The sequence below is a fragment of the Providencia sp. PROV061 genome (assembly GCF_011045655.1).
Classification (GTDB): domain Bacteria; phylum Pseudomonadota; class Gammaproteobacteria; order Enterobacterales; family Enterobacteriaceae; genus Providencia; species Providencia hangzhouensis.
Window position 1 is genome coordinate 592,728 of record NZ_CP042861.1, and the last position, 26,185, is coordinate 618,912.

General features: G+C 41.0%; 26 protein-coding genes. 18 read left to right on the plus strand and 8 right to left on the minus strand.

The features are described from left to right. The first annotated feature begins 27 nt into the window (after positions 1-27). From FVA72_RS02635 to FVA72_RS02650, 4 genes are all read left to right on the plus strand, one after another. On the plus strand, positions 28-594 hold the full coding sequence (locus tag FVA72_RS02635; protein ID WP_094961423.1) for a molecular chaperone TorD family protein: 567 nt from the start codon (positions 28-30) through the stop codon (positions 592-594). A gap of 173 nt (positions 595-767) precedes the next feature. Next, entirely contained in the window at positions 768-1,223 is a 456-nt protein-coding gene (locus FVA72_RS02640) for a DoxX family protein (protein ID WP_004260983.1), read from the plus strand. A 181-nt stretch (positions 1,224-1,404) separates the two neighbouring features. After that, complete coding sequence (locus FVA72_RS02645; RefSeq protein ID WP_110592491.1) at positions 1,405-1,674, plus strand: type II toxin-antitoxin system Phd/YefM family antitoxin; 270 nt, start codon at positions 1,405-1,407, stop codon at positions 1,672-1,674. Between the two features lie 2 nt (positions 1,675-1,676). After that, on the plus strand, positions 1,677-1,970 hold the full coding sequence (locus tag FVA72_RS02650) for a type II toxin-antitoxin system RelE/ParE family toxin (RefSeq protein ID WP_110592490.1): 294 nt from the start codon (positions 1,677-1,679) through the stop codon (positions 1,968-1,970). A gap of 98 nt (positions 1,971-2,068) precedes the next feature. Here the strand turns inward: FVA72_RS02650 and FVA72_RS02655 are convergent, their stop codons facing one another. The 3 genes from FVA72_RS02655 to FVA72_RS02665 are packed head-to-tail and all read right to left on the minus strand — an operon-like array spanning position 2,069 to position 5,235. Next, positions 2,069-2,863, minus strand: a complete 795-nt coding sequence (locus FVA72_RS02655; protein WP_110592489.1) for a nucleotidyltransferase domain-containing protein — start codon at positions 2,861-2,863, stop codon at positions 2,069-2,071. A gap of 24 nt (positions 2,864-2,887) precedes the next feature. Next, positions 2,888-4,114, minus strand: coding sequence for an RtcB family protein (locus FVA72_RS02660; RefSeq protein ID WP_110592488.1), 1,227 nt, complete (start codon positions 4,112-4,114; stop codon positions 2,888-2,890). Positions 4,115-4,116: 2 nt separating this feature from the next. Continuing rightward, positions 4,117-5,235 carry a slipin family protein gene (locus tag FVA72_RS02665; protein WP_110592487.1) on the minus strand — a complete coding sequence of 373 codons (1,119 nt, stop codon included), beginning with the start codon at positions 5,233-5,235 and terminating at the stop codon, positions 4,117-4,119. Positions 5,236-5,720: 485 nt separating this feature from the next. On the opposite strand from FVA72_RS02665, the gene rtcR reads away from it, so the two are divergent. Further along, entirely contained in the window at positions 5,721-7,304 is a 1,584-nt protein-coding gene (gene rtcR, locus FVA72_RS02670; protein ID WP_110592486.1) for an RNA repair transcriptional activator RtcR, read from the plus strand. A gap of 88 nt (positions 7,305-7,392) precedes the next feature. On the opposite strand, the gene FVA72_RS02675 is transcribed toward rtcR, so the two are convergent. Next, on the minus strand, positions 7,393-9,561 hold the full coding sequence (locus FVA72_RS02675; protein ID WP_165119640.1) for an inverse autotransporter beta domain-containing protein: 2,169 nt from the start codon (positions 9,559-9,561) through the stop codon (positions 7,393-7,395). 234 nt (positions 9,562-9,795) lie between these two features. On the opposite strand from FVA72_RS02675, the gene rnz reads away from it, so the two are divergent. After that, entirely contained in the window at positions 9,796-10,710 is a 915-nt protein-coding gene (gene rnz / locus FVA72_RS02680; protein WP_110592484.1) for a ribonuclease Z, read from the plus strand. Positions 10,711-10,752: 42 nt separating this feature from the next. Here rnz and deoR read toward each other — a convergent pair whose 3' ends face one another. Both deoR and deoC read right to left on the minus strand, forming a co-directional pair. Then, complete coding sequence (gene deoR, locus FVA72_RS02685; RefSeq protein ID WP_004260957.1) at positions 10,753-11,532, minus strand: DNA-binding transcriptional repressor DeoR; 780 nt, start codon at positions 11,530-11,532, stop codon at positions 10,753-10,755. Between the two features lie 55 nt (positions 11,533-11,587). After that, positions 11,588-12,256, minus strand: a complete 669-nt coding sequence (gene deoC, locus FVA72_RS02690) for a deoxyribose-phosphate aldolase (protein ID WP_096864595.1) — start codon at positions 12,254-12,256, stop codon at positions 11,588-11,590. Positions 12,257-12,424: 168 nt separating this feature from the next. On the opposite strand from deoC, the gene rbsK reads away from it, so the two are divergent. From rbsK to FVA72_RS02705, 3 genes are all read left to right on the plus strand, one after another. Continuing rightward, a complete protein-coding gene (rbsK, locus tag FVA72_RS02695; RefSeq protein WP_094961414.1) occupies positions 12,425-13,354 on the plus strand; it encodes a ribokinase in 930 nt (309 codons plus the stop codon). 108 nt (positions 13,355-13,462) lie between these two features. Next, positions 13,463-14,770, plus strand: coding sequence for an L-fucose:H+ symporter permease (fucP, locus tag FVA72_RS02700; RefSeq protein WP_004260949.1), 1,308 nt, complete (start codon positions 13,463-13,465; stop codon positions 14,768-14,770). A 63-nt stretch (positions 14,771-14,833) separates the two neighbouring features. Beyond that, the gene (locus FVA72_RS02705; protein ID WP_165119642.1) at positions 14,834-15,850 is read left to right on the plus strand and encodes an aldose 1-epimerase family protein; all 1,017 of its coding nucleotides are present in this window, start codon (positions 14,834-14,836) and stop codon (positions 15,848-15,850) included. Between the two features lie 35 nt (positions 15,851-15,885). Here FVA72_RS02705 and FVA72_RS02710 read toward each other — a convergent pair whose 3' ends face one another. After that, positions 15,886-16,293 carry a DUF2750 domain-containing protein gene (locus FVA72_RS02710; RefSeq protein ID WP_110592482.1) on the minus strand — a complete coding sequence of 136 codons (408 nt, stop codon included), beginning with the start codon at positions 16,291-16,293 and terminating at the stop codon, positions 15,886-15,888. 143 nt (positions 16,294-16,436) lie between these two features. Between FVA72_RS02710 and FVA72_RS02715 the strand changes: the two genes are divergently transcribed. The 5 genes from FVA72_RS02715 (at position 16,437) to FVA72_RS02735 (ending at position 22,295) form a co-directional block, all read left to right on the plus strand. After that, positions 16,437-17,456 carry a mechanosensitive ion channel family protein gene (locus FVA72_RS02715; RefSeq protein ID WP_004260937.1) on the plus strand — a complete coding sequence of 340 codons (1,020 nt, stop codon included), beginning with the start codon at positions 16,437-16,439 and terminating at the stop codon, positions 17,454-17,456. A gap of 272 nt (positions 17,457-17,728) precedes the next feature. Next, positions 17,729-19,888, plus strand: a complete 2,160-nt coding sequence (locus FVA72_RS02720) for an ornithine decarboxylase (protein WP_110592481.1) — start codon at positions 17,729-17,731, stop codon at positions 19,886-19,888. A gap of 98 nt (positions 19,889-19,986) precedes the next feature. Continuing rightward, a complete protein-coding gene (locus FVA72_RS02725) occupies positions 19,987-20,922 on the plus strand; it encodes a nucleoside hydrolase (RefSeq protein ID WP_096864600.1) in 936 nt (311 codons plus the stop codon). Between the two features lie 3 nt (positions 20,923-20,925). Continuing rightward, positions 20,926-21,399, plus strand: a complete 474-nt coding sequence (locus tag FVA72_RS02730) for a DUF6882 domain-containing protein (protein ID WP_110592480.1) — start codon at positions 20,926-20,928, stop codon at positions 21,397-21,399. Positions 21,400-21,500: 101 nt separating this feature from the next. Then, positions 21,501-22,295, plus strand: coding sequence for an inositol monophosphatase family protein (locus FVA72_RS02735; RefSeq protein WP_094961407.1), 795 nt, complete (start codon positions 21,501-21,503; stop codon positions 22,293-22,295). A gap of 49 nt (positions 22,296-22,344) precedes the next feature. Here FVA72_RS02735 and cbrC read toward each other — a convergent pair whose 3' ends face one another. Next, positions 22,345-22,932 (minus strand): PF03691 family colicin E2 tolerance protein CbrC, encoded by a 588-nt coding sequence (cbrC, locus tag FVA72_RS02740; protein WP_096864603.1) that lies wholly within the window; start codon positions 22,930-22,932, stop codon positions 22,345-22,347. Between the two features lie 243 nt (positions 22,933-23,175). On the opposite strand from cbrC, the gene FVA72_RS02745 reads away from it, so the two are divergent. From FVA72_RS02745 to FVA72_RS21620, 4 genes are all read left to right on the plus strand, one after another. After that, the gene (locus tag FVA72_RS02745; RefSeq protein WP_096864604.1) at positions 23,176-23,385 is read left to right on the plus strand and encodes a YdgH/BhsA/McbA-like domain containing protein; all 210 of its coding nucleotides are present in this window, start codon (positions 23,176-23,178) and stop codon (positions 23,383-23,385) included. 137 nt (positions 23,386-23,522) lie between these two features. Then, positions 23,523-24,149 (plus strand): isochorismate family cysteine hydrolase YcaC, encoded by a 627-nt coding sequence (gene ycaC / locus FVA72_RS02750; RefSeq protein WP_004260919.1) that lies wholly within the window; start codon positions 23,523-23,525, stop codon positions 24,147-24,149. A gap of 213 nt (positions 24,150-24,362) precedes the next feature. Then, on the plus strand, positions 24,363-25,364 hold the full coding sequence (gene dusA / locus FVA72_RS02755) for a tRNA dihydrouridine(20/20a) synthase DusA (RefSeq protein WP_109912593.1): 1,002 nt from the start codon (positions 24,363-24,365) through the stop codon (positions 25,362-25,364). 629 nt (positions 25,365-25,993) lie between these two features. Next, a complete protein-coding gene (locus FVA72_RS21620) occupies positions 25,994-26,149 on the plus strand; it encodes a hypothetical protein (protein WP_231136011.1) in 156 nt (51 codons plus the stop codon). The last annotated feature ends 36 nt before the right edge of the window (positions 26,150-26,185 follow it).

Genomic DNA, 26,185 nt, shown 5'->3' on the forward strand with positions numbered 1-26,185 from the left:
TTTATCGCTTAGGAAATTACCTTTTTTATGATCCATTTTTCACACTATGCAGCAGCGTTTAATATCTTAGGCACTTGCTATTTATTTTCTCCAAATGATGATGCAAGCCATTATGCGATAAGTTTCTTCAAGCTAAATGACTTTGCATCTCAGTGGCCTTGTAAAATCAGTACTCAGCTTAGCGAACGCATCTCGGCATCGCTAAGCATCGAAATAGCGACGCTGCATACTCAGTGGACAAATTTATTTATTGGGCCTGAAGCATTACCTGCTCCGCCATGGGGCTCGGTATACCTCGACCCTGAAGGCGTATTACAGGGCTCTTCGACACTGGCGCTGAGCGAGTTTTTACAACGAGAGCGTTTAAAAATTCAGACGCGTTATCCAGAGCCTTCTGACCATGTTGGTTTAATGTTATTTCAAGCGGCAGTTTTGGCTTCACAAGTCAGGGAGGCAGCATTAAAAGAATTGCTAAATGACCATTTGGGGAGTTGGTTACCCCAGTTTTCTCAGCAATTAAATCGAACAACATGTAGCCCATTTTATAACGCATTAACGGAATTAGCGCTGGTTACTGTAAGGTCATGTATATAATATTGTTCAGTATATTTGACCTTTTAATGGTTAATTAAACGTAATATTTGAATGGGTGAAAAGTTAACAAAATTTAATTAAATGAAAATTGATTTAGTTATAATAAATGCAAATTAAAATGATTCTTACTTTACCTTTCTAAGCCATAATGCATTTTTAAGTCATACTACTTAATGATGTTTTTGGATATCCATAGGGGGTATAAAGTGGTCAATTTATTAAATCGTTTGTTGTCCCATGAAGATGCTGGCAGGTTGTTATTACGTCTTTCCGTCGGTGGGCTCATGTTATTTCATGGTATGAGTAAATTAATGACAGGGGCGAGTGGTATTAAAGCGCTGCTAGCTTCTTATGGCTTACCTGAATTTATCGCTTATGGAACAATTTTAGGTGAAGTTGTTGCGCCTATTTTCATTATTTTAGGGATTTTAACTCGCCCATCTGCATTATTAGTTGCCTTCACTATGGTGATTGCATGGCTGATGATTGGGCTAGATAAAACATTCGTGCTTGATAAAACAGGTGCATGGGCGATTGAAAGTATTGTGTATTTCTTCTTGAGTGGTATCGCATTGGCATTTTTAGGTGCGGGTAAATATTCCATTATCAAAAACCCGAACTGGCGATAAATCCGTTTTTCTTTCGTGTTTGACATTGCCTTTGAAAAAAGACTATCAAAAATGTTCTGATGGTCTATTTTTTTGTCTAAAAAATGGTCGTTTCAAGATGAACGATATTTTTGAAATATTGCTAGTTTAAGCCATTTTGGCTATAATGGGCATTCAAGCTACTTTATATTGTAGGTGATGTATGGAAACTATCTCAGCACAAGTTGCTAAAAATCAATTTGGTGATTTATTGATGAAAGTTCAACGTGCACCTGTTGAAATAAGCAAGCACGGTAAACGTGTTGCTGTTGTTATCTCTCCGGACGAATATGACCAGCTTATGCAATTAAAATTACAGAGCCTAAAAACGGTTTTGGCGGAGTCTATTGCACAAGCAGAACGCGGTGAATTTCATAGCATTGATGATGTATTTGCCCCGCTAACCATGGACGAACTTGAAAATAAGGCTTAAGGATGAGCGTTAGGTTTACTCATAAAGCAAGAGAGCATATCCGCTCAATCAAGCTTTATTCTATGCGTCGTTGGGGAGTTAATGTTGCCGAAGCTTATGCCAACTCATTACGAGTAACAATGACAGACATACTTGCCCGACAGCCATCCCTTGGTCGTGATCGTAGTGAAGATTTGTATTTGGGCGTCTTTAGCTTCCCTGTTGAAAGCCATATTATTTATTATCGAAAAGCGCTTGAAGGCATTGAAGTGCTGGCGGTATTACATCATACACAGGATCCAAACTCTCATTTATAAAAATCTAGGTGGCAATAAGCTTTATTGTTAATTATTTAATATTATTAAAGAAAAAGACCATCAAAAATGTTCTGATGGTCTTTTTTTAATCATGATAGTCAATTAGTTGCTAGCACAATTGTACGCAAGAACTCGTCTAATAATCGGCTGTCACGGCAAGCGGGCTCAGGAAATTGCATGCGTTCTGCATTGGCTATGACTTCCAGAACGAGCTTATCAATAGCTGGGCGCCTCGCACCATAATCACTTTCAACCGCTTGGTGCTTAATAACCAGCAATTCATCTATCTCTGCAAGTACCTTGTTATCGGTAACTGTGGCCGCGACTAATTCAGAAAATGCCATTGGTGGCATACTCTTGCTTACTTCTATCCAACGCAGGGCTAATATCGCACGCAGCAGATAAAGGTATTTTTTCAGTTTAACGCACTCACTTTTAAAGTCAGTATGTAAATTACGCTTACTTATTGATAAATAGTGATAGCGTGATTTTAATGGTGAATAAAATTGCGCAGCCAGTTGCTCCAGTTGAGTAAAAAATGCCTCATCCTTAAAATAAACAATGGGTGAATGCAACCACTCTATTAATGCAGGGTTTGAGTTACGCATTAATTTCAATGCCTTGGACAGTTCCCAACCCGACACATCTAGCTCATCATCAATCGGTTTTTCTATCACATCGCGTTTTTTATCCAGTGTTAGGTACCAATCAAGTTTGTGAACATAGATAAATCGAACATCATAGTCGCTGTCGCGGGAGGCAAAGCCCCAACCGCGACTTCCAGACTCACACGCAAATAATATTTTAACGTGATGAGTTTCTTCTATTTCTTTGAGTGTTTTACCTATCCGTTCTTTCATCAGCACGGATACACTTTCATGGTCAGTTTCCATGCTTTCTCCTGTTACTTTTTATCTTTAACCCTTCACACACACCACTTGGCGTAGGGTATGAACAATTTCTACCAGTGATGATTGCGCAGCCATTACAGCATCGATGTCTTTGTACGCCATCGGTATTTCGTCAATCACATCACTATCTTTTCGGCACTCAACATGGGCGGTCGCCATTTTTTGGTCGCTGACTGAGAAACGTTTTTTGGCCTCTGTTCGGCTCATTACACGGCCTGCACCGTGGCTACAGGAGCAAAAACTTTCTTCGTCACCTAAACCGCGCACGATAAAACTTTTGGCTCCCATAGACCCTGGAATGATCCCCATTTGGCCTTTTCGAGCCGACACGGCACCTTTTCGGGTTACCAGTACTTCTTCACCAAAGTGCTGCTCTTTTTGCACATAGTTATGATGGCAATTTACGGCTTCTTGCTCTGTGATAAACGGTTTTGGAATTTCGCGTGATAGTGCTTCCAGAACGCGGTGCATCATCACTTCACGGTTATGGCGAGCAAAGTCCTGCGCCCAACCTACCGCTTCCATATAGTCATTAAAATGCACGCTTCCTTCTTCGAAATACGCGAGGTCTCTATCCGGCAAATTGGCGATATGCTGTTGCATATCTTTTTGCGCTAATGTGATAAACAGATTACCAATCGCGTTTCCTACACCACGTGACCCGCTATGTAGCATTACCCACACGCGGTCTTGTTCATCCAAACACAGTTCAATAAAGTGGTTTCCCGTTCCCAATGTTCCTAAGTGGTTGTAATGATTGGTTCCACGCAGTTTTGGGTACTTATCACAGATACGTTTGAACTCTTCATCCAAGTGTGCCCAGTGGGTATCGACAATATCTGGTGTACGATGCCAAGCCCCTTTATCACGTCCATGTCGATGTGTAGTTCGACCGTGCGGAACCGCCGACTCAATAGCAAAACGGATGTTTTGCAAGCTATCCGGCAAATCCGATGCGGTTAAGGACGTTCGCACGGCAATCATTCCACAACCAATATCCACGCCGACTGCAGCAGGAATAATGGCCCCTTTGGTTGGTATCACACTTCCAATCGTCGAACCTTTCCCAACGTGTACATCAGGCATTACCGCAAGGTGCTTAAAAATAAACGGCATTTTAGCGGTGTTTTGTAGTTGTGTTACCGCTTTCGGGTCTACAGGCACGCCGTTGGTCCACATTTTTACCGGCACGCCATTTTCTTGAATTAATTGATTAAATTTATTGTTATTCATTGTTATTCCTTAATTTTTACCAATCCGTTTAATACTTGATCTAATCCACCGTAAACGGAAATTTGGTCGATTCGATGTGCGATACTTTCTAAGGTCTCAAGTTCTTTTAAACGCAATGCAACCGGGTTGTTTTCCATTACTTTTGCGGTATTTAACAGTGAACGAGTCGCGGCAGTTTCTTCGCGGCGGCGGATCACGTTAGCTTGTGCCGATTTTTCGGCTTCAACGACTTGGGATAAAATAGTGCGCATATCTCCCGGCAAAATGATGTCTTTTACACCGATACTGTCAATTTCTAGGCCAAATTCAACCACGCATTGCGCGACTTGAGCTAACATCAGCTCATCGACTAATTGTTTGTTTTCTAATAGTTCATCTAAGGTTCGAGTCCCCACGATTTCTCGTATTGAAAACTGCAATTCACGATATAAATGCTCTACAGGCTGACTCAATTTTGAGAACGCCAGTAAAATATCGTGATAGCGCCAGTTGGCGCACAGGTTGATGCGTAATGTGACTTTGTCTTTGGTTAAAATCTCTTGTCCGCTAATTTCTAATGATTGTAAACGGGTGTCTATTATCTCAACTTCCGGTTTGTGGTTGATTTTCCAATAACCGTAAGTTCCCGGTTGTAATAAATCTTGTATCTCACCATCAATTTTTAACATACCGACATGCCATGCAGGTACTTGGCTAATCAAGGCCAACTCATTGCCTTTAATGCGTTTTTTACCCATCAGACGTGCAACGAATGCAGAGTCAATAACGCTATTTTCTAGCGACTGCGGCTCCACTTTTAAATTATTGCCATTTTTCCAATACAACCGACGGGTCGCTGGTGGCAATATTTCTGTCAAACTATTGTGCAAGTAAATAAAACCAATCTCGTCATCAGTCAAAGCGATGTCAATACAGTGGTCATCAACCCAATCAGGGTGAAATTGGCGTAAGTGGTCTGCTAGTTTTTCATCAATAGGTTCGTTATCAAGTGTGAACAATGACACAGTCAATCGATTGAACCAATCGTTTAAATGGTGCTCACCCGCAGTCAGTAATTGTTTAAAATCCCCATTTTTTGAGGTTAGTGCGATTTGTCCTTGAGCGATATTTATTTTTTTCATTATTTTTCCTTTTTCAATATTTATCCGGCACTGAAGAAAAAAGCGAAGTGGTGAGGGGAAAAGTAGAGTGCCAAAATTGGCTGTCTAAATTTCTGCTCATCACTCGGCAAAGCTCTCGAGTGGCGGTTTTAAGCTTAACTTCTGCTTAGTTTTATACAGTTGGATTTGTATTTTTTTCAGGAGTCGAACCTGATAGCTAGGCTATTACCAAGGTATCTTCCTGACGGCGGCATACAGACCATGTAGTGGCTAAGTCACCATGTCTGCACCGGTTGAACTTGCAGTTCATACAATTTCCGGCAGTGGATGAATATAGTATTGCCAGAAGCGTGCCAACTTTTTTAAAAATGAAATAAATAATTTTACTGCATTGAAAAATAAGTAAAAAATAATATTAAGAGAAAAGTGGGTAACATTGGCGTGGTAAATGGATTATGCTATTTATTATCTTTTTATATCGTAACTTATAAATTTATATAAATACTATGAGCAAGAAACGTAAGGTTGTGATTGGTGTATTGGGCACAGTACTCGATAGAAGAGGCAAAAAAGCCAATCGCTGGACAAAATGGCGGCCAACGGTTGGTCTTTGCCAACAGCCTGATTTGGATATTGGTCGTTTTGAATTACTGCATCAGGTGAATGACTATGGCATGGCGCACCGGGTGAAAGAGGATATTGAACAAGCTTCTCCCAATACGGAAGTGGTACTGCATGAGGTGGATATTGCTGACCCGTGGGATTTTGAAGAGGTTTATACCTCATTAATGGATTTTTCTTCGCATTATCAATTTGATACTGATAATGAAGAGTATCTTGTACATATCACTACGGGTACCCATGTGGTGCAAATCTGTTGGTTTTTATTAACGGAAGCTCATTATTTACCAGCCAAATTAATTCAAACTTCACCGAGCCAAAAAGGGCGAGAAAAAGACCCTATCGGCATTCATACCGTGATTGACCTTGATTTAAGCCGTTATACCCATATCACCAGCCGTTTCCAAACAGAGCAGCAACAGCAGGTTTCGTTTTTAAAATCGGGTATTGCCACCCGCAGCGCGGCATTTAATACCATGATTGAGCAAATCGAACGCGTCGCACTACGCTCTAAAGCCCCAATTTTACTCAATGGGCCAACGGGGGCGGGGAAGTCTTTCTTAGCTCGGCGAATTTATCAACTACGTGAAAGTCGCCACCAAGTTAAAGGGCGCTTTGTGGAAGTAAACTGCGCTACCTTGCGTGGTGATAACGCTATGTCAACGCTGTTTGGCCATGTAAAAGGGGCATTCACAGGGGCAATCAACCCAAGGCGTGGGTTACTGAAAGAAGCGGATGGCGGTATTTTATTTCTCGATGAAATTGCGGAACTTGGGCTAGATGAGCAAGCAATGCTATTGAAAGCCATCGAAGAAAAAAGCTTTTTCCCTTATGGTTCAGATGAAGAAATTCACAGTGACTTTCAATTAATTGCAGGGACTCACCGTAATTTGGCGCAGCAAGTGGAGGAGGGCAAATTTCGTGAAGACCTATTTGCCCGTATCAATATGTGGACGTTTGCGTTACCGGGCTTGCGTGACCGCCGTGAAGACATCGAACCGAATATTGATTATGAATTAGCCAAATTTTGCCAAGAGCAACAAAGCCAAATTCGTTTTGATAGCGAAGCTCGCAATGTGTATGTGAAGTTTGCCTGTTCCCCTCAGGCCCTGTGGCGTGGCAATTTTCGTGAGTTGGGTGCATCCATTAGCCGGATGGCAACGTTTGCCGAACGCGGGCGTATTACTAAAGCGGTGGCCGAAGAAGAAATTGGCCGTTTGCAAGCCCAATGGCAGTCAAAATCAACCAATACATTACCAAAGCAAATTGGTGAAATTGATTTATTCGACCAGCAACAGCTGGCAACAGTGCTGGAAGTTTGTCGCCGTTCATCTACCCTTTCCGAAGCGGGGCGTGAGCTGTTTGCCGTTTCGCGGCAACATAAAAAACAGCCCAATGATGCAGATAGGCTGCGAAAGTATCTCGCTAAATTTGGGTTGGATTGGGATGGGTTGAAGGGGAACGGTTGAAAAAATTTATAGTAGAAAGCCCCTATTAAGGGGCAAATTGTGACGCTGAAAGAGCAGTTAAATTAAGTCTATTTTATTGTTAGCAGTGTTATCCCATATTTTGATATAGCTCCCTTAGCAAACTTAACGGTGTGCGTGTAGGCCTATTTTGCTCATTTACTGTAGATTTAAAAAGAGTCCCAATACTTGGCTGAATATTTATCGCAGATCCATCTCTTAGAAAGTTAACTTGTATTGTTCGACTATCGCCATTCAGGGTGGCAATGATATTTATAGAACCTTCGACTAAGCTGCTGATTTCTAATTCTGTATTTCCATATTCATCAGTCAATTTAATTGGTGAGATAATGGCATTTGCTGCTTCAAAGTGAACGTGTGCTCCTGCGATGCTTTGTCGGCTATTATTCACAATATGCAGTTTAATTTTGTTTTTACTGATCCCATCTGCCACTGCATTGTTTTGAATGATATCGATGCTACCAATAAATGACTGGCTAATATCGGATTTAAAGTTATATATTTCATTAATTTCTGTACCATGCTCAATATTTGCTTTTATTGCATAACTTCCTGATACCAAACTAGTAAATTGAATGGAAGCTTCACCTTTACTGTTAGCGATGATGCTATGGGATTGGTCAGAAACTGATTTTTCTGCCTGAGCCTTCCACATAAAATGATTAAGTAATGAATAATATCCCGTATTTTTTTGATTAATAGAATTAAGATTTGCAGGCAATGTGAAATTGACTTTCGCATTGGGTACTGGGTGGCCAAGAGTACCTTTAATTACTACAGTGAATATATTTGTATTTTTACCATCAGCGACAGCATTATTTCTTTTTGCGGTATTCTTATGGGTGATAGTGAGAGCGCCTGTGTTGGTAACTTCAATTAACGTTTCTGCTTGTGGTGAGACATTTCCATTAGTGTCATAAGCCGTCACGGTTAAGCGATAAAGATTGAGTTGTGAGTTTTTAAATGAATGATTGGCAATTTTATAAGACGGTAGTTTTACTGAACTTTCTCTGCCATTAAGGTGTATTTCCCCCCCAGCGGCTATCAATTCAGGGGCTTCTATCACTATTTTTTCTAGCGGGTATTTCGTGGTTAAATTGCGGATAATAGAAAGTTCTTCTCCTGTCATACCCTGAATAACTTTCGGTAATGATAATGAAATTAAGCTTTTCTTTTGGTATTCCAACACAATGTTGTTATTACGGTTAATAAAATCATAACGATTGCTGGAAATATGGCGAGTGGCCGCTACCGCCGAAGTATCAAGATGTTGCGCTAAGCTCCTTCCTAGCAACCAATTAAACGCCACTTTTGCATTTGTCTCATTTGTTCCACTATTGCCTATTTTATGTTCTGCATTTATTGCGAGCAGGGGAAATGGAGACCAATTGACGCCGACGGTAGCCGCCATTGGGTCTTTCTGGCGCTCATTTTTGCCAAATAAAGCGACGTCATCTCCGTAATATTGTTCCAGTTTTAGGTTTGCACCTAAATTCGCATACGTGGATAGCCAACCTTCAAGTTGAATATCCCAGCCGTTGGCGGGGCGTGCGTTATAATCATCGGCTAATTCGGATGCACTGCGCCAAGTCGATAGTCCCAAATAGCTATTCGCACTCATTCGAACGTAATCTTGAGCATATTCCACACCAAGCCCTAAGCGCGAATGGTAATGGGATAAATCATGATCAAAGAAAGCATTTACCCCCATCATGCTATTTTGTTGGAAATGACGTAAACCAATACCGTTATTGGTCTGTAGCCGGCCATCAGTGCGGTGAATACTGTGCTGAGAAAATAACAACAAATCTTGTTGTTCATACCAAGGTACTAACCAATCTAATTGAGATGTCTTAATTGACAATTTTTTATCGAGATTAATATTTAGCCTGGCATTACCGGCTTTGGATAACCAATGTGTTATTTCATCCGTCGCCATATTTGCGGCTTTATGGCGAGCGTAATCTTGTGCCATATCTGCCAGATTTTTGGTGTTTTTTTCTTCAGAAGCAAAGTTTGCGGCATTTTGTCCATATTCCGCTAAAAAACGTTCAGTACTATCTTCAGGTTGGGTTCCTTCAAATTGAATGGCCTGACCACCGAGTGTAGGTAAATCGTCTAAATGGACGATTTGGGCATAACTTGGCACCATTGGCAAAATAGCCGTAGACCAAATTGCCGTAGAGAGGAGCAAACTGTTCGGTAGTTTAGGTTTCAATTTTGACGAAGGGGGATTCATCGAACATATTCCTGATATCAACATTAATATTGCTATTTTCAGGGCAGACAATGATCAGTGCTTGTGAATTGATCGGATGAATATGGAAATACGATTTGTATATTGGAAATATTTGGAATAACTGGCTTTGGTTGATAATCAAAAAATACGGAATACTATACAGATTAAAATAAATGATTTTTTTATTGGAAAAAATCTTACCATAATAAAAACAACAAATTAGATGAGGAAGTTATGGAGTTAACATTTTTAGGAACCAGTGCTGGGGTGCCGACAAAAGAGCGCAATGTCACCAGTATGATATTAAATTTAGTCGGTATCCGTAAAAGCTACTGGTTATTTGATTGTGGAGAAGGGACACAACATCGCATTTTAAATAGCCCATTTAAAACGCCAAAAATTGAGAAAATATTTATTACCCATTTACATGGCGACCATATTTTTGGTCTCCCCGGTTTGTTATGTAGCCGCTCAATGGGTGGGGCAACAGACCTACTGACTGTTTATGGTCCAAAAGGGTTAAAACACTATATTGAAACGGTATTAGCCGTGAGTGTGTCTTATATGACATACCCGTTGGAAATCGTTGAAATTGAAGCTGGGCAGTTATTTGATGATGGGGAGTTAATTGTGACGGCTTATGCTCTTGACCACCGTGTTGAGTGCTACGGCTATCGTATTGAAGAACATCCAAAAAGTGGTGCATTAGACGCAGTCAAATTAGCCAATGACAATATTCCTCGCGGCCCTTGGATGCAAGCGCTTAAAGCGGGTGAAACCATTGTTCTTGATGATGGGCGAGTCGTGAATGGGGCTGATTACCTTGGTGAGCCTATTCCCGGTAAAGTCGTTGCGATTTTTGGTGATACTCAACCGACAGAACAAGCACTGGAGCTTGCGAGAAATGCCGATGTGATGATCCATGAAACCACCTTAGAGGCTGAATTTGCTCAAAAAGCCAATGAGCGTGGCCACTCGACTACGGTACAAGCGGCTGAGCTAGCACGCGCGGCAGGGGTTAAGCGTTTTATCGCTACCCATATTAGTGGTCGCTACGTGAGCGAGGATATACCAAGATTGCTTGCAGAGTGCCAATCGGTGTTCCCTGCAACAGAAATCGCAGAAGACTATTTAACCGTGAAGATTTAATGTTAGCGGGCAAGATATTGTCCGCTAAATCTATTGGCGATTTTAATAAATTACTTTCACAAAGCCATTACGGCAATATGTTTCATATTCATCAGAAAGCTGCCTATTTGTGACTATCACATCAAATTGTGATAATTCCCCCATATTGGCGGTCGCGACTTCATCGAACAGGTTATAAGGGGCGAGTAAAATCTTACGGATAGATTTTTCCATCGCTTTTTTCTTCATTGGTAAATCATCGAGATTATAGCAAGTTACGCCAAAATTTCCGTGCACGCCAGCCGCTGAAATAAAGGCTTTTTTAGGGTTGATTGAATCAAGTAATGAAGGGAGTGAAGGGTTGTAAAAAGAATCACTTTTAGGGCGATACTCCCCACCACATAAAAGTGCGGTGGCATTTTTCTTTTGGCTAAGGGCGAGAAAAACGTTATGTGAGTAACAAATGCCAGTGAAATTAATCTCTTCGGGGATGAGTGAAATCAAGGTGGCCATTTCAATGCCATTATCAAAGAAAATCACATCATCTTCTGTCACCATACTAGCGGCAAGATTAGGGATATATAATTCTTCGGTTTGGTCAGGGGTAAAAACATCGGCTTGCGGCTCTTGGGTAGCTAAGTTGGCTGGTTGGGTAACAGAAACAATATAGCCGCCAAGGAGTGACATAGGAATGGGGCCTTCTGTGTCTGCGCTGAGATCTCGTCGGATAGTCATCTCTGAAACTTCGAGTATTCTAGCGGCTTCTTTTAAATGAATGCGTCCTGAACGTTTTAAACATTCACTTAAACGGCGAAGGCGTTCTTTTTGTTTAGTTTCTATCACCCTACAATCCTTTTTAAATGCACAAAATTGGCGCGGTTAGACCGCGCCCCATCACTTAGTAGTCACTCGGCTTGGTCGCCGTTCCTGTGACAATTGCTACACTCGCGCTGGCACCTACACGGTTTGCGCCAGCTTCAATCATTTTAATTGCGGTTTCACGGTCACGCACACCACCGGAGGCTTTTACACCGACTTCATCACCAACCACTTTACGCATCAGGGCGACATGGTGCTCTGTTGCACCCATTGTACTGAAACCTGTTGAAGTTTTCACAAAACCGACTTTAATTGTGCGGCAAATTTCACAAACTTGTGTAATTTCTTCATCAGTTAATAGGCAGTTTTCTAAAATAACTTTTAATGTTGCTTTGCCGCAAGCTGCAAATACCGCTTCGATATCACGACGGACAAAGTCTAAGTCGCCACTTTTTAGCATGCCAATGTTGATAACCATATCGACTTCATCAGCGCCACGGCGGACAGCTTCTGCGGCTTCAAATGCTTTGGCTTCAGTTAAGCATGCCCCTAGTGGAAAGCCTACCACACAGCAAACTTTAACGTCGCTGTTTTTTAAAAGTTCGCTGGCTAAAGGAACATAACCTGTGTTCACACATACAGAGGCAAAATGGTGTTCTGCAGCTTCCGTACACAGTTTAGTAATATCGCTGACAGTCGCATTCGCAGCAAGTAAAGTGTGATCAATATATTTTGCTAAGTCTTGCATTTTCAACTTTCCTATATAAATGTGGGAGAGACAACAAAGAATGAGGAAATGTGGTAGATATAACACTTGATCATTCGTTATTCGAGATCCTAATCACAAATGATATTTTTGCAACATGATAATGTTACTATCATATCATTATGTGATTTATTTAACACGAGGGACATTATGGATATAGCAGTTATTGGTTCAAACATGGTTGATTTGATCACTTATATCGATCAAATGCCAAAAGAAGGCGAAACGTTAGAAGCGCCAGCTTTCAAAATTGGTTGCGGTGGTAAAGGTGCGAACCAAGCGGTTGCTGCTGCTAAGTTAAATTCAAAAGTGATCATGTTAACCAAAGTCGGCGATGATATTTTTGCAGATAATACGATCCGCAATCTTGAGTCTTACGGTATTAACACTCGTTATGTGGAAAAAGTACCTTGTACCTCAAGTGGTGTCGCGCCTATTTTTGTTAATCAAAATTCATCAAATAGCATTTTGATCGTCAAAGGGGCGAATAAATTTTTATCACCTGAAGATATCGATCGCGCAGCGGAAGATCTGAAAAAATGTAAATTGATCGTCCTGCAATTAGAAGTCCAGCTTGAGACGGTTTATCACGCAATTTCATTCGGCAATAAACATGGGATCCCAGTGTTGCTTAACCCAGCTCCAGCGCAACGTACGCTCGATCTCGATTTTGCTTGCCGATGTGATTTCTTTGTACCTAATGAAACGGAATTAGAAATTTTAACCAATATGCCAGTAGACACGATGGATAACATTCGTCGCGCCGCACAGTCTTTGCTGGATAAAGGGTTAAAAAATGTCATTGTGACATTAGGCGATAAAGGGGCGCTATGGATGACTCGCGACAGTGAGTTACATATACCCGCAATTAAAGTGAATGCCATTGACACCAGTGGTGCAGGGGATGCCTTTATCGGCTGTTTCTCTCATTACTATGTCCATACGGGGAATATTGAAGAAGCACTGAAAAAAGCAGTGATGTTTTCGGCCTTCAGTGTGACAGGGAAAGGGACTCAATCTTCTTATCCAAGTGTTGAGCAATTTAATGAATTTGTGCAAATCAACACAGCTAATGAATAGCTAAATAATAATAGTCCAACGTAGCTATATACCCTTTGAATAATTAAGTGGTCATCAGAGCCGCATAGCCACTCATCGGGTATAAATTATAAAAATATAAGGGTTACTATGAACATTAAGAACATCACTCAGTTACCGGATGGCTACCTGAGTAAGACTCCTCTATTCCAATTTATCCTACTATCGTGCCTGTTCCCATTGTGGGGATGTGCAGCAGCATTAAATGATATTTTAATCACACAGTTTAAAAGTGTCTTTGAACTCAGTAACTTCGCCTCTGCTTTAGTGCAAAGTGCATTCTATGGTGGTTATTTCTTAATCGCTATTCCAGCGTCGTTAGTGATCAAAAAAACCAGTTATAAATATGCCATTATGGTGGGGCTGATCCTATACATCGCGGGTTGCAGTATGTTCTTCCCTGCGTCTCATATGGCGACTTACACCATGTTCTTGGCAGCTATTTTCGCCATTGCGATTGGTTTAAGCTTCCTTGAAACCGCAGCAAATACATATAGCTCAATGATAGGGCCTAAACAATACGCGACATTGCGTTTAAATATTAGCCAAACTTTCTACCCAATTGGCGCAGCGGGCGGGATCTTGCTAGGTAAGTATCTGGTATTTTCCGAGGGGGATAGCTTACAAAACCAAATGGCAGGAATGAATGCGGAACAAATTCATGAATTCCGTTTAGCCATGTTGGAAAATACCCTCGAACCTTACCGTTATATGATTATGGTATTGGTTGTGGTAATGATCTTATTCCTTATTACCAAGTTCCCTAAATGTAAAGTGGCAGAAACTCAAGATCATAAACGCCCAACCGCAGTAGAAACCTTAAAATATTTAGCGAAAAATAGTCGCTTTAGAAAAGGAATTATTGCCCAATTTTTATATGTCGGTATGCAAGTGGCTGTGTGGTCATTTACCATTCGTCTCGCATTAGAGATGGGGGATATTAACGAACGCGATGCCTCAAACTTTATGGTGTATAGCTTTGCCTGTTTCTTTATTGGGAAGTTTATCGCCAATATTCTAATGACTCGCTTTAATGCAGAAAAAGTCCTAATTATCTACTCGGTGATTGGGGCGTTGTTCCTGATTTATGTTGCGTTTATTCCGAGTTTCACTGCGGTGTATGCAGCGGTCATGGTGAGTATTTTGTTTGGACCTTGCTGGGCAACCATTTATGCAGGTACTTTGGATACCGTTGATAATGAGCATACCGAAATGGCTGGGGCGGTCATTGTGATGGCGATTGTCGGTGCTGCGGTTGTTCCTGCCGTTCAAGGCTATGTCGCAGATATGCTGCACTCATTACAACTTTCATTCCTCGTTTCCATGCTGTGCTTCGTGTATGTCGGTATTTACTTCGTTGGTGAACGCCGCTTTAAAGCCAAACAAGCTGCAAAATAGTGCTCAAATTGGGTAGTGTGAGCTACCCAATTCCATTTATCTTATTAAACCGTGAGTATGAAAATGAATACATTGATACCTCTTCACAAAAGCTTATTTACGGAAAACCCGACGCTTATTTTAAAAAATAACCAATTTACTGCCACTGCATTTCGTTACCAAACTGGCGTGGAAGGGCTACGAATTGAAAATCAGCAAGGGTATTTAACGATTTTACCTTTTTTAGGACAAATGATTTGGGATGCACAATTTTGTGGCCAAAATCTGAAAATGGAAAATATGTTTTCAGCGCCAAAACTGGTTCCAACGGTAGTTGAAACCTACGGTTGCTTTGCATTCCATTCAGGTTTAATCAGTAATGGTTGCCCTTCTCCAGAAGATTCACATCCATTACATGGGGAAATGCCTTGTGCAGCAATGGATAGCGCTTGGCTTGAACTGACTGGCGAAAGTTTAAAAGTCGTCGGCGAATATGAGTATGTGATGGGTTTTGGTCATCATTATCGTGCGACACCGTCAGTGCAATTAAACTCAGATAGTGCATTATTTGATATTCATATGTCAGTCACCAATTTAGCATCGGTGCCTATGCCTCTCCAATATATGTGCCATATGAATTATGCTTACGTGGAGAATGCAACATTGACACAAAATATCCCCGAAAATGCGATTAAATTGCGTGAATCAATACCGGGGCATGTACAGCCAACTGAAAAATGGCTCGCATTTAATGAAGCGTTGAAATCTGGCAAAGTCACATTAAATCAGCTTAATCAGCCACAAATGTGTGACCCTGAAATTGTGTTTTTTATGGATGATCTTAGCCAATATACCGCAACGCCTGAGTTTAGAATGGTTTCACCCGCAGGAGATACGTTTGTAACGCGTTTTAAATCTAATGAGCTAAATTATGCAACTCGTTGGATTTTGTATAATGGTGACCAAAAAGTTGGCGCATTTGTACTCCCTGCAACTTGTCGTCCAGAAGGTTTCCTTGCGGCGAAAAATAACCAAACACTGATTTGGTTAGAGGCAGGGCAAACTCGTGAATTTACTGTCACTACTGGTGTTGAAAAGTAGTTTTTTACTTTAAAAAGGCAGCACATTGCTGCCTTTTACTCATATTGCTGACATTCTTCTTCTAAATCGCGCAGAAGCGCCACTGCATCATAAACTAATGTTTTTTCCCCATCAGACTGCATCATCAATGCAACCTTAATATTTGCTTCATGCATATCAGGCAGAATTTCTGTCATCAGGTGTTTAAGGGTAAATAGTATTGGCGTAAAATTTGCCCATTCACCCGTTAAACACAACTCAACAAATGCTTTGGCAGGCCATAGGGGGAGAAAAAGACATTTTTCATCATTCCATGCGGTAACGAGATTTTTCCCATCACCGAGGCTCCATACCTGTTCCCAGTCAGCGATTTTACCGACAAAATAGTTATACTGTTGGTATGGTCTAAGCGCATGGACATTTTTTATTTCTTTATCATTTGGGGAAAATAGGTTGTTATTCATTATTGGATAATCTAAAAAGTACCTGATAATTATTGGGAAAATTATCTTTATAATTGTTATCTTAATAACAAGATAACGAAAAACAATACACAGTAAAACAAATAAAAATAAGATCTATCAGGTAAATTTTAGGGCGGTTAGAAATGATAGAAGCATTACTTGAAAAATATGCGATTGGTATGACCTTAATTGCGACTTTTCTCGCAATCTATTTAGCTTTTGAGATTGTACATAAACGCCGTAAGCATAAACATAAGCGTAAAAGTATTTTGATCAATGTGATTCAAACTGTTGTGCTGTGTGGCGTGGTTATTGTTATTGCTCAATATGTAGACATGGCCGCAAAAGATTTTGATTTAACCTTTATTTCCACTTCTCTGGTTAATTTTATTACCATCTCATTGATTGCATTGATTTTAATGCGAAAACTGTTCCAACTAGCGAACCGACTAGAAAAAGCACAGATTAAAAAAGGCAGTGACCCCACTTCGGCACGTATTGTTGCCCGCGTGTTTAAAACAGCGATATTTGTCATTATGGTACTGCTGTTTGGCGAGCATTTTGGGATGAGCCTTTCTGGTTTGATGGCGTTTGGCGGGATTGGCGGTATTGCTATCGGTATGGCCGGTAAAGATATCCTGAGTAATTTTTTCTCTGGGTTAATGCTCTACTTTGACCGGCCCTTCAATATTGGCGATTGGGTCAGCTCACCGGATAGAAACATTGAAGGCACGGTGGTTGAAATCGGCTGGCGGATCACTAAAATTATTACGTTTGACCACCGTCCGCTATACATTCCCAACTCGGTTTTTTCTTCTATTAGTGTGGAAAACCCGGGGCGCATGACTAACCGACGTATCAAAACTGAAATTGGTTTGCGTTACGAAGATTCAGACAAAATTGGAGCTATTGTCGATGATATCCGCACGATGTTACAACAAGATGTGAATATCGATACCAGCCAAACCTTATTAGTTTATTTCGATGCTTTTGCCGACTCTTCGTTAAATATTATGGTGTATTGCTTTACCAAAACAACGGTTTGGGCTGAATGGCTAGCCGCACAGCAAGCGGTGTATTTGAAGATCATTGAGATAGTTAAACGCCACGATGCTGACTTTGCATTCCCATCACAGACTTTGTATGTGGAAAAAAACAACTAACGTCCCATTACGGATAAATTGACCGATTAATTTGTGGTGTTCACAGGGTTAATTGGTTAATTTATCTTTTTATTATCTTTATGACGGCCTGAAGTATGGGGGAGTGGGGTGTGATGAGATAGAATTTTTATGCTATTAACCAGTGGCTTATAAAATATATTCGACTTTCCAAATCTTGCCCTCTTTTCTTACCATGCTAGTCATTTCAATTCCCTGATCTATCAAGTATATTGTCCGCCTCTTTTCCTCAGCTAACTAAGAGCCAGACTGCTATGAACAAAATCAATGTGGCATGTAGCCAGGGGGTCGCAATCTATTTCACTAATGAATTTCAGTGGGTAGATATTCGCGATGCACAGTTAAACAATATTGCCGCTGTCGTGCTATCTGAACAAGATGCCAACCAAGGGCTGTGGGAAAGAGTTGTTGAGAGTCAGCTGAGTATTCCGCTGTTTATCATTAGTGATAAACAGCTGCCAACCGATGAAAATTTACCACCTTATTTAACGGCGCTATTACCGCCAGCCCCGGCTGCTCGTGAAGAAAATAGTCGTCAATTGCTCGATGCTGCAAATCAGTACCTTGAGCAGTTATTACCGCCATTTTTTGCTCGAATGATGGATTATGCTGCGGGCCATAATGTGACTTTCGCCTGTCCGGGGCACCAAGGCGGCCAATTTTTCCGTCGCCACCCAACAGGGGAGCAGTTTTATCAATTTTATGGTGAAAACCTGTTTCGTACCGATTTATGCAATGCCGATGTGGCAATGGGCGATTTATTGATCCACGAGGGCGCAGCGAAAGAGGCACAAAAATTTGCCGCGAAAGTTTTCAATGCGGACAAAACTTATTTTGTCTTAAATGGCACCTCATCATCCAACAAAGTCGTGCTAAATGCGTTATTAACACCGGGTGATTTAGTTTTGTTCGATCGTAATAATCATAAATCAAACCACCATGGGGCGCTGATACAGGCGGGGGCAACACCGGTCTATTTAGAAACGGCACGTAATCCTTTTGGCTTTATTGGCGGTATTGATGCGCACTGCTTTGATGAAAGTTATTTACGTGGGCTTATCCAAGAAGTGATGCCTGAAAAAGCACAAGCCCAACGGCCATTTCGCTTAGCGGTGATCCAACTTGGAACTTATGACGGTACTGTGTATAACGCAAGGCAAGTGGTTGATAAAATTGGCCATTTGTGTGATTACATTTTATTTGATTCTGCGTGGGTGGGGTATGAACAATTTATTCCAATGATGCGCCAGTGCTCGCCATTACTATTGGAATTAAATGAAAATGACCCCGGTATTATGGTGACTCAGTCAGTTCATAAACAACTGGCTGGTTTCTCACAAGCGTCACAAATCCATAAAAAAGATAACCACATCAAGGGGCAAGAGCGCTTTGTTTCACACAAAAAACTCAACAATGCTTTTATGATGCACGCCTCGACGAGCCCATTTTATCCCTTGTTTGCCTCTTTAGATGTCAATGCACGTATTCACCAAGGTAATGCAGGCAAAATGATGTGGATGGACTGCGTGAAAGTGGGGATTGAGGTAAGAAAATCGATACTTCAGCACTGCCGTTATTTTAAGCCTTTTGTTCCTGAAATCGTTGATGGCAAGTTATGGCACGAATACCCAACAGAGCAAATCGCTGCTGAGCAACGCTTCTTTAACTTCATACCGCAAGAACGTTGGCATGCGTTTGATGGCTATGCACAGGACCAATACTTCGTTGACCCCTGCAAATTGATGCTAACGACGCCAGGTATTGATGTCGAAAGTGGAGAATATGACGCTTTTGGCGTGCCTGCGACGATTTTGGCGCATTTTTTACGTGAACACGGCGTGATCCCTGAAAAATGTGACTTAAATTCAATTTTATTTTTGTTAACACCCGCAGAAACCCGTGAAAAACTGGAACTGCTAGTATCCCATTTAGTCCGTTTCGAACAGTTACTGGATGAAGATGCGTTATTAGAAGATGTATTGCCTTCGGTTTATCAGCGTTATCAAGACCATTATCAGGGCTATACATTACGCCGTTTATGCCAAGAGATGCACCAACTCAGCGTTAATGACAATATTAAACAGCTGCAAAAAGAGATGTTCCGTAAAGCTCACTTCCCAGAAGTGAAAATGGCACCTCAACAGGCACATTTAGAGTTTATTCGTGGTAACTGTGAATTATTGCCATTAGATGAATTGGAAGGGCGTATTGCCGTTGAAGGGGCATTACCGTACCCACCGGGCGTATTGTGTGTCGTACCTGGGGAAGTGTGGTCGGGGCCAGTACTGCGTTATTTCAAAGCACTAGAAACGGGTATTAATGCATTACCGGGCTTTGCTCCTGAGTTACAAGGTGTGTATATTTCGAAAAATGAAGGTGAGAAAAAACGTGTCTATGCGCATGTTTTAAAATAAATTTCTAAGTATTCAGATATTAAGCATAGATTTTACCTTGCTAGCTGGTTAAATTGGGGTCAGTGCCATTTCTGACTCCAATTTTAATAAGGTAAGGTATGAGCAAAAAAATAATCCTCGATTGTGACCCCGGCCATGACGATGCTATCGCGTTATTACTGGCTTATGGTAACCCTGACATTGAGTTATTGGCGGTAACAACCGTTGCTGGTAATCAAACCCTCGAAAAAGTCACTCATAATGCACTAGCTATCGCTGAAATGGCGAAGATTAGCGGTATTCCATTTGCCGCAGGCTCGGTACGCCCTTTAGTTCGGGAAATTGAAGTTGCGCCTGATATTCATGGGGAATCAGGGCTTGATGGGCCTGTATTACCGACACCAACATTGAAGCTTGATGAAAGACATGCAGTTTCACTGATTATCGAAACCATTATGTCTCACCCGCCTAAAACGGTAACTTTAGTTCCTACTGGCGCATTAACGAATATTGCGCTTGCTGCTCGTCTTGAGCCTCGCATTGTCGAACGAGTTAAAGAAGTGGTGCTGATGGGAGGGGGCTATCATGTTGGGAATTGGAGTGCGGTAGCTGAATTTAACATCAAAATTGACCCAGAAGCGGCTCATATTGTTTTCAATGAAAAATGGCCGTTAACCATGGTGGGCTTAGACCTTACCCATCAAGCGCTAGCAACTCCTGATGTAGTGAAACAAATTGCTGCGATTGGCAGTGATTGTTCACAATTTGTCGTCGAACTACTGGATTTTTTTGGGAAAATGTACAAGCAAGCTCAAGGCTTTGATGCTCCGCCAGTACACGACCCTTGTGCGGTTGCTTATGTTATTGACCCTAACGTAATGACCACACAAAAAGTGCCTGTAAATATTGAACTGACTGGGACGCACACGTTAGGCATGACGGTGGCTGACTTCCGCCATCCTGCGCCTGAAAATTGCCATACTCAAGTTGCTGTTAAATTAGACCATCATAAATTTTGGCAGTTGATTATCAACGCATTAAAAAATATTGGGTAATAAATGGATAATGAAATAGAACAAATGCCTTATGAGGCATTAATTGAACGTAGCATGAATGCGTTACAGGCCAAAAACCAATTTCATTGTGATACATGGAAATTAGATGAAGCCGATTGGTCAGTGAACCAAGACGAAGGAACCATTATTTTTCATGCGCCTGACAATATAATGGTAACAGCGCCCGTTCAAATTGTTGGTACTTATGACCAAAGCCAAGGCAGTTGGATGTGGAGCTGGGCAAACAGTTCTATCGACAGCGCTTTAACACAAGATGCAATCGCGGTGAAAGCTTATGGCGAGCGGAAAGACAATGCATTATTAACCGCCCGCATTAGTCAAATCGAAGAGTATGACGCATGGCAATTAACGGCATTGGCTTGCGAACTCAATAATCAGCAAGGGGTGTACCGTGGAATTGCGGGGCACACTTTGGTATTTATGACATTTGGTGAAGTTTCTCTTAAACAAATTTAGGTTGTATTGGTGCTTTATCTCTGGTCGATAAGGCATTTTAGCGCCTTTATTCCATAACCTATCCGTTATACTCATTTTCTTTTTCAATGAGGAGCTTGGTCATGTTAAATATTGCACTCGAAGCCGCTAAATTAGTCAAAACCATGACAGTAGACGCTTTTGAAGGAGCGGGAAAGTTTGATTATAAACCCGATCGTTCCGTAGTTACGGAAACGGATACCCGAGTTGAAGAAGAAATTAGGGCATTCTTTGCACAAAAAACACCGAATATCGCTGTTTTAGGTGAGGAGTTTGGCTTTGTCGGTGAGCAGCAATTCAGTTCTGGTTGGGTAATTGACCCGATTGATGGTACGCGTGCATTTATTTATGGAGTGCCGTTATTTAGTACGTTAATTGCTTATGTGGAAAATGGGGAACCATTACTTAGTGTGATTAGTTTTCCCGCGATATCCACACTCTACTTTGCCTCACAAGGGGAAGGGTGCTGGGTGCAAACAGCTAGTCAGGCTCCAAGACAGCTTAAACTCGAAAGCCAATCGCCTAAATCATTATCAGAAGCAGTGGTAAGCGCATCAGGCATTCATAATAGTAATTATAATTCCCGAGAAGGGTCGCAAATTTATCATTTGGATGCGGTTGTGGGCCAAGCAAGGGACTTCATTTTTGCTAATGACGCTTATCAGCATGCCATGGTTGCCAGCGGTCGCATTCATGGTGCGATTGATACCATTATGAAACCTTGGGATAGTGCGGCACTTATTCCGTGTATCCGAGAGGCGGGCGGGGAAGTTTGTGCATTAAATGGACAGCGTAAGCAAGCCATGTTTGCGGGAAGCTTGCTATCAGCCGCAACGCCAGAATTAGCTGAGCAAATTATTGAGTTGATGAATAGTTGAAGATGAGAGCGTGAAGATAAGCCTCTTCACGCGATTTAGTTGATATAAATTAGCTAAAATCAAAATGCAAACGTAGTTTTTTGCAATGTAAACAACGGAATAAATAACCTTGAGCAGAGCTATCTTGATGGAGAATATTCGCGAGCTCTGAAATTGAAAAACCATAATCAGCGATATCATTTTCAAGGGAAACAAATTCATCGAGTCTATCTTTGATGTCATCCCAGTAAACATAGCCTATGAATTCACAAGGCTCTTGGCAGTGTGCGAGCCAAATTTCTTGTTGCCACCCTTGATAGCCCGGTGTTCGTTTAATTAGTTCATCAAACATTTCAGTAGGGTAGGGGTTTAGAGTATGTGAAAACTCGCCGTCCTCGTCATATTCGCAATCAATACCTTCAACACTGGCAGGGTCTTGAAACTCACCATCAAATTTTGCACTGGCAGAACCATCAGCAATACACCAAGGACACAAAGCATCAATATCCTCAGTAGAATAAAACGGGCTTTCATAATAAATATCAGTAGGTTGCTTACAACAATCACAGGTTACTGTTTTATCCGTCAGAAAAGCTTCTGTTTCAATAGGGTTCGGGTGGTACCTAAATGTAGGGAGTGTTCGGTTATTGAGTGGCATATACAGTTCCTATTAAAGGTTGCGCGAGAAGTAAACCAACTTTGGGAAAGCATACCATAAGGCTGCTTGATTATATCTTTCGGTTTTATTCCATGGTGAGTTTCAGATAATGTACTTCATTCAGTTAATTTGAATAAGTTGAGCTATATTATTAGCTTTAACCTAAATAACATTGTCGATATGATGCCTTCATCGCAGACAACAAGGGTTGTCTCATCGAATAAAAAATGAAGGAATTAGACTATGAACATGTTAAAAACTTTGATGGCAGCTTCTGTATTATCTTTCGTCGCATTTGGTGCATCAGCAGCAATAATCACCGCAACAGGTGATACGCTAGCTTCAACAGAAGCGAAAATTGCAGCTAAAGCTAAAGCAGCGGGCGCAGATAGCTATACAATTACCAGTGCTCGTATGGGGAATTTTGTCACAATGAGCGCAGAAACTAAATAACGAATTGTATGAATTCATCTTGTTGAAATATTTTTGATAAAAAGTGGTGTTTTAGGCGCGATAAGCAGATTAAATACCACTTTTGTTTTATCTGAACCCACATAGAGTACTTTTCTAATCATTGAGGAGTCGTTGATATGAGTTTCAAATATAACCGCCTAGATAAAGATAATGCAGCTGTATTACTTGTTGACCATCAAACGGGTTTGTTATCGCTAGTTCGTGATCAAGACCCAGATAAATTCAAGAACAGCGTGTTAGCACTGGCCGATTTGGCAAAGTATTTTAACTTACCAACTATTTTGACTACATCTTTTGAAGATGGTCCTAATGGCCCGTTAGTTCCTGAATTAAAAGAAACATTTCCTGATGCCCCTTTCATTGCTCGCCCTGGTCAAATCAACGCGTGGGATAACGAAGAGTTCGTTAAAGCTGTCAAAGCCACAGGTAAAAAACAGCTGATTATTGCCGGTGTTGTGACTGAAGTATGCGTGGCATTTCCTGCACTATCTGCACTGGAAGAAGGCTATGAAGTTTTTGTGATCACTGATGCCTCAGGTACATTTAACCCGATTACACGTGATGCCGCGTGGGATAGAATGTCAAAAGCAGGTGCTCAATTGATGAGCTGGTTTGGTGCTGCTTGTGAATTACACCGTGATTGGCGTAATGATGTGGAAGGGTTAGGCACTTTGTTTTCAAACCATATCCCTGATTACCGTAATTTAATGACCAGCTATGCACTGCTTTCTGCGAAAAAATAGTACGTAACTGGGTATTAAAATGACATAATTGGTTTAAAAATCCTCGATACGACCTTGCTCATATCGGGGGTTATTTCGTTAAATTAACTGAGTTCAGCCGCTCATTTTCGTCATCATCGCACTTAATTCGCTCTATGTTATAATAGCCTGCTGTTTTTGCTTGGCTCCTTACTTTTTGGGGCTATCCATTTGATTTCAATACACAAGACCACCATGCATCAAAATACCTCAAAACAAGGCTACACCAACCTAAACCGATTTTCCGTTGCGCCGATGCTCGATTGGACAGATCGCCATTGCCGTTATTTTCATCGCTTATTAAGCAAAAACACCTTGCTGTATACCGAAATGGTCACAACAGGGGCGATTATTTACGGAAAAGGGGACTATCTTGCTTTTAGTGAGGAAGAGCATCCTGTTGCATTACAGCTTGGTGGTAGCGATCCTGCCGCATTAGCGCAATGTGCCAAATTGGCACAAGAGCGTGGTTATGATGAAATTAACCTAAATGTAGGTTGCCCATCAGATCGTGTACAAAATGGGCGTTTTGGTGCTTGCTTAATGGGAGATGCGCAGCTTGTTGCTGATTGTGTGAAAGCCATGCAAGACGTGGTTTCTATTCCTGTAACCGTAAAAACTCGTATTGGTATTGATGAGCAAGACAGCTACGCGTTTTTATGTGATTTTATTGAAACTGTTTCTGATAAAGGCGGCTGTGAAATGTTTATTATCCATGCACGTAAAGCATGGTTGTCCGGCCTTAGCCCAAAAGAAAATCGCGAAATCCCACCACTTGATTACCCGCGAGTTTATCAATTAAAACGTGATTTTCCTCATTTGACCATGGCGATTAATGGTGGAGTCAAAACGCTGGAAGAAGCAAAAGAGCATCTTCAACACCTAGATGGCGTCATGGTGGGGCGCGAAGCCTATCAAAACCCGTCTATTTTAACGGCGGTTGATAACCAATTGTTTGGTGAGCACTTTCCTGTCACTAATGGTGTTGACGCTGTTAGAGCGATGTACCCTTACATCGAAAAAGAGTTATCGAAAGGCGCTTATTTAGGCCATATGACCCGCCATATGTTAGGGATTTTCCAAGGTATCCCCGGCGCACGTCAGTGGCGTCGTCATTTAAGTGAAAATGCGCATAAAAAAGGGGCTGACTTAGTCGTTGTTGAGCAAGCTCTCGAATTTGTGACGCGTGGTGAGTGAGTATAAATTACTCGTAAAGGCAAAACTCTAGCTCAATTACAGTTACTTTATGTAACTTTATGGATTGTATAATATTTGTTCAGTTTGAGTGCGATCTTAATTGAACAAGTATAGGAATGTTTAAATGCATACGGTTATGTAATTCATTGAAATACTAATATCTTATTGATTTCGCACGTTGCCAACACCTAAGCCAGCTTTCGCTGGCTTAGGTCTTTGAAAAGGGGTGACATATGCAGCGATCCTCTCTATTTTCTTTACTCATTTCATTCTTTATTTGATGGGCTTCCTTGGCGAAAATTCCATCGAGAGAATCGATTATGTAAAAGCCAATTATCGTCAATCGCAGACTGCAATGACATTTCTTGAATATAAAAGATCTAGTGAATGGTAAGTTCTATTTCTTGAATGGATATTTGTTACTATGTTTATTATATAATTTCATATTAAATATATGTGAATATTAATATCGAAATTTTGGTGTTTTTTGGATTAAAAAACTAATTGGTTATTGACAGAATAAAAATGTCGATGCTATAAGTGTTAATGAAATGTTTTTTTAATATTTCATTTCACCTTCATGACATAAACATACCTATATACTTTTTAATCTAAAGTAAGGAGCTCATATGAGCGAAATTCAAAATATAGCCCGCCTATACAAATCTCCAAAAAGTGTTGAAGTAATAAATGCAGAAGGAAATAGTTTTACTGACATGATCCTACAGACAAAATCTGTGGCAATTGTTGCTTTAGATAAGCTTGCTTATCTGGCTGGAATCTAAAATGCACCAGCAGATGATAAATATTATCAACTTAAT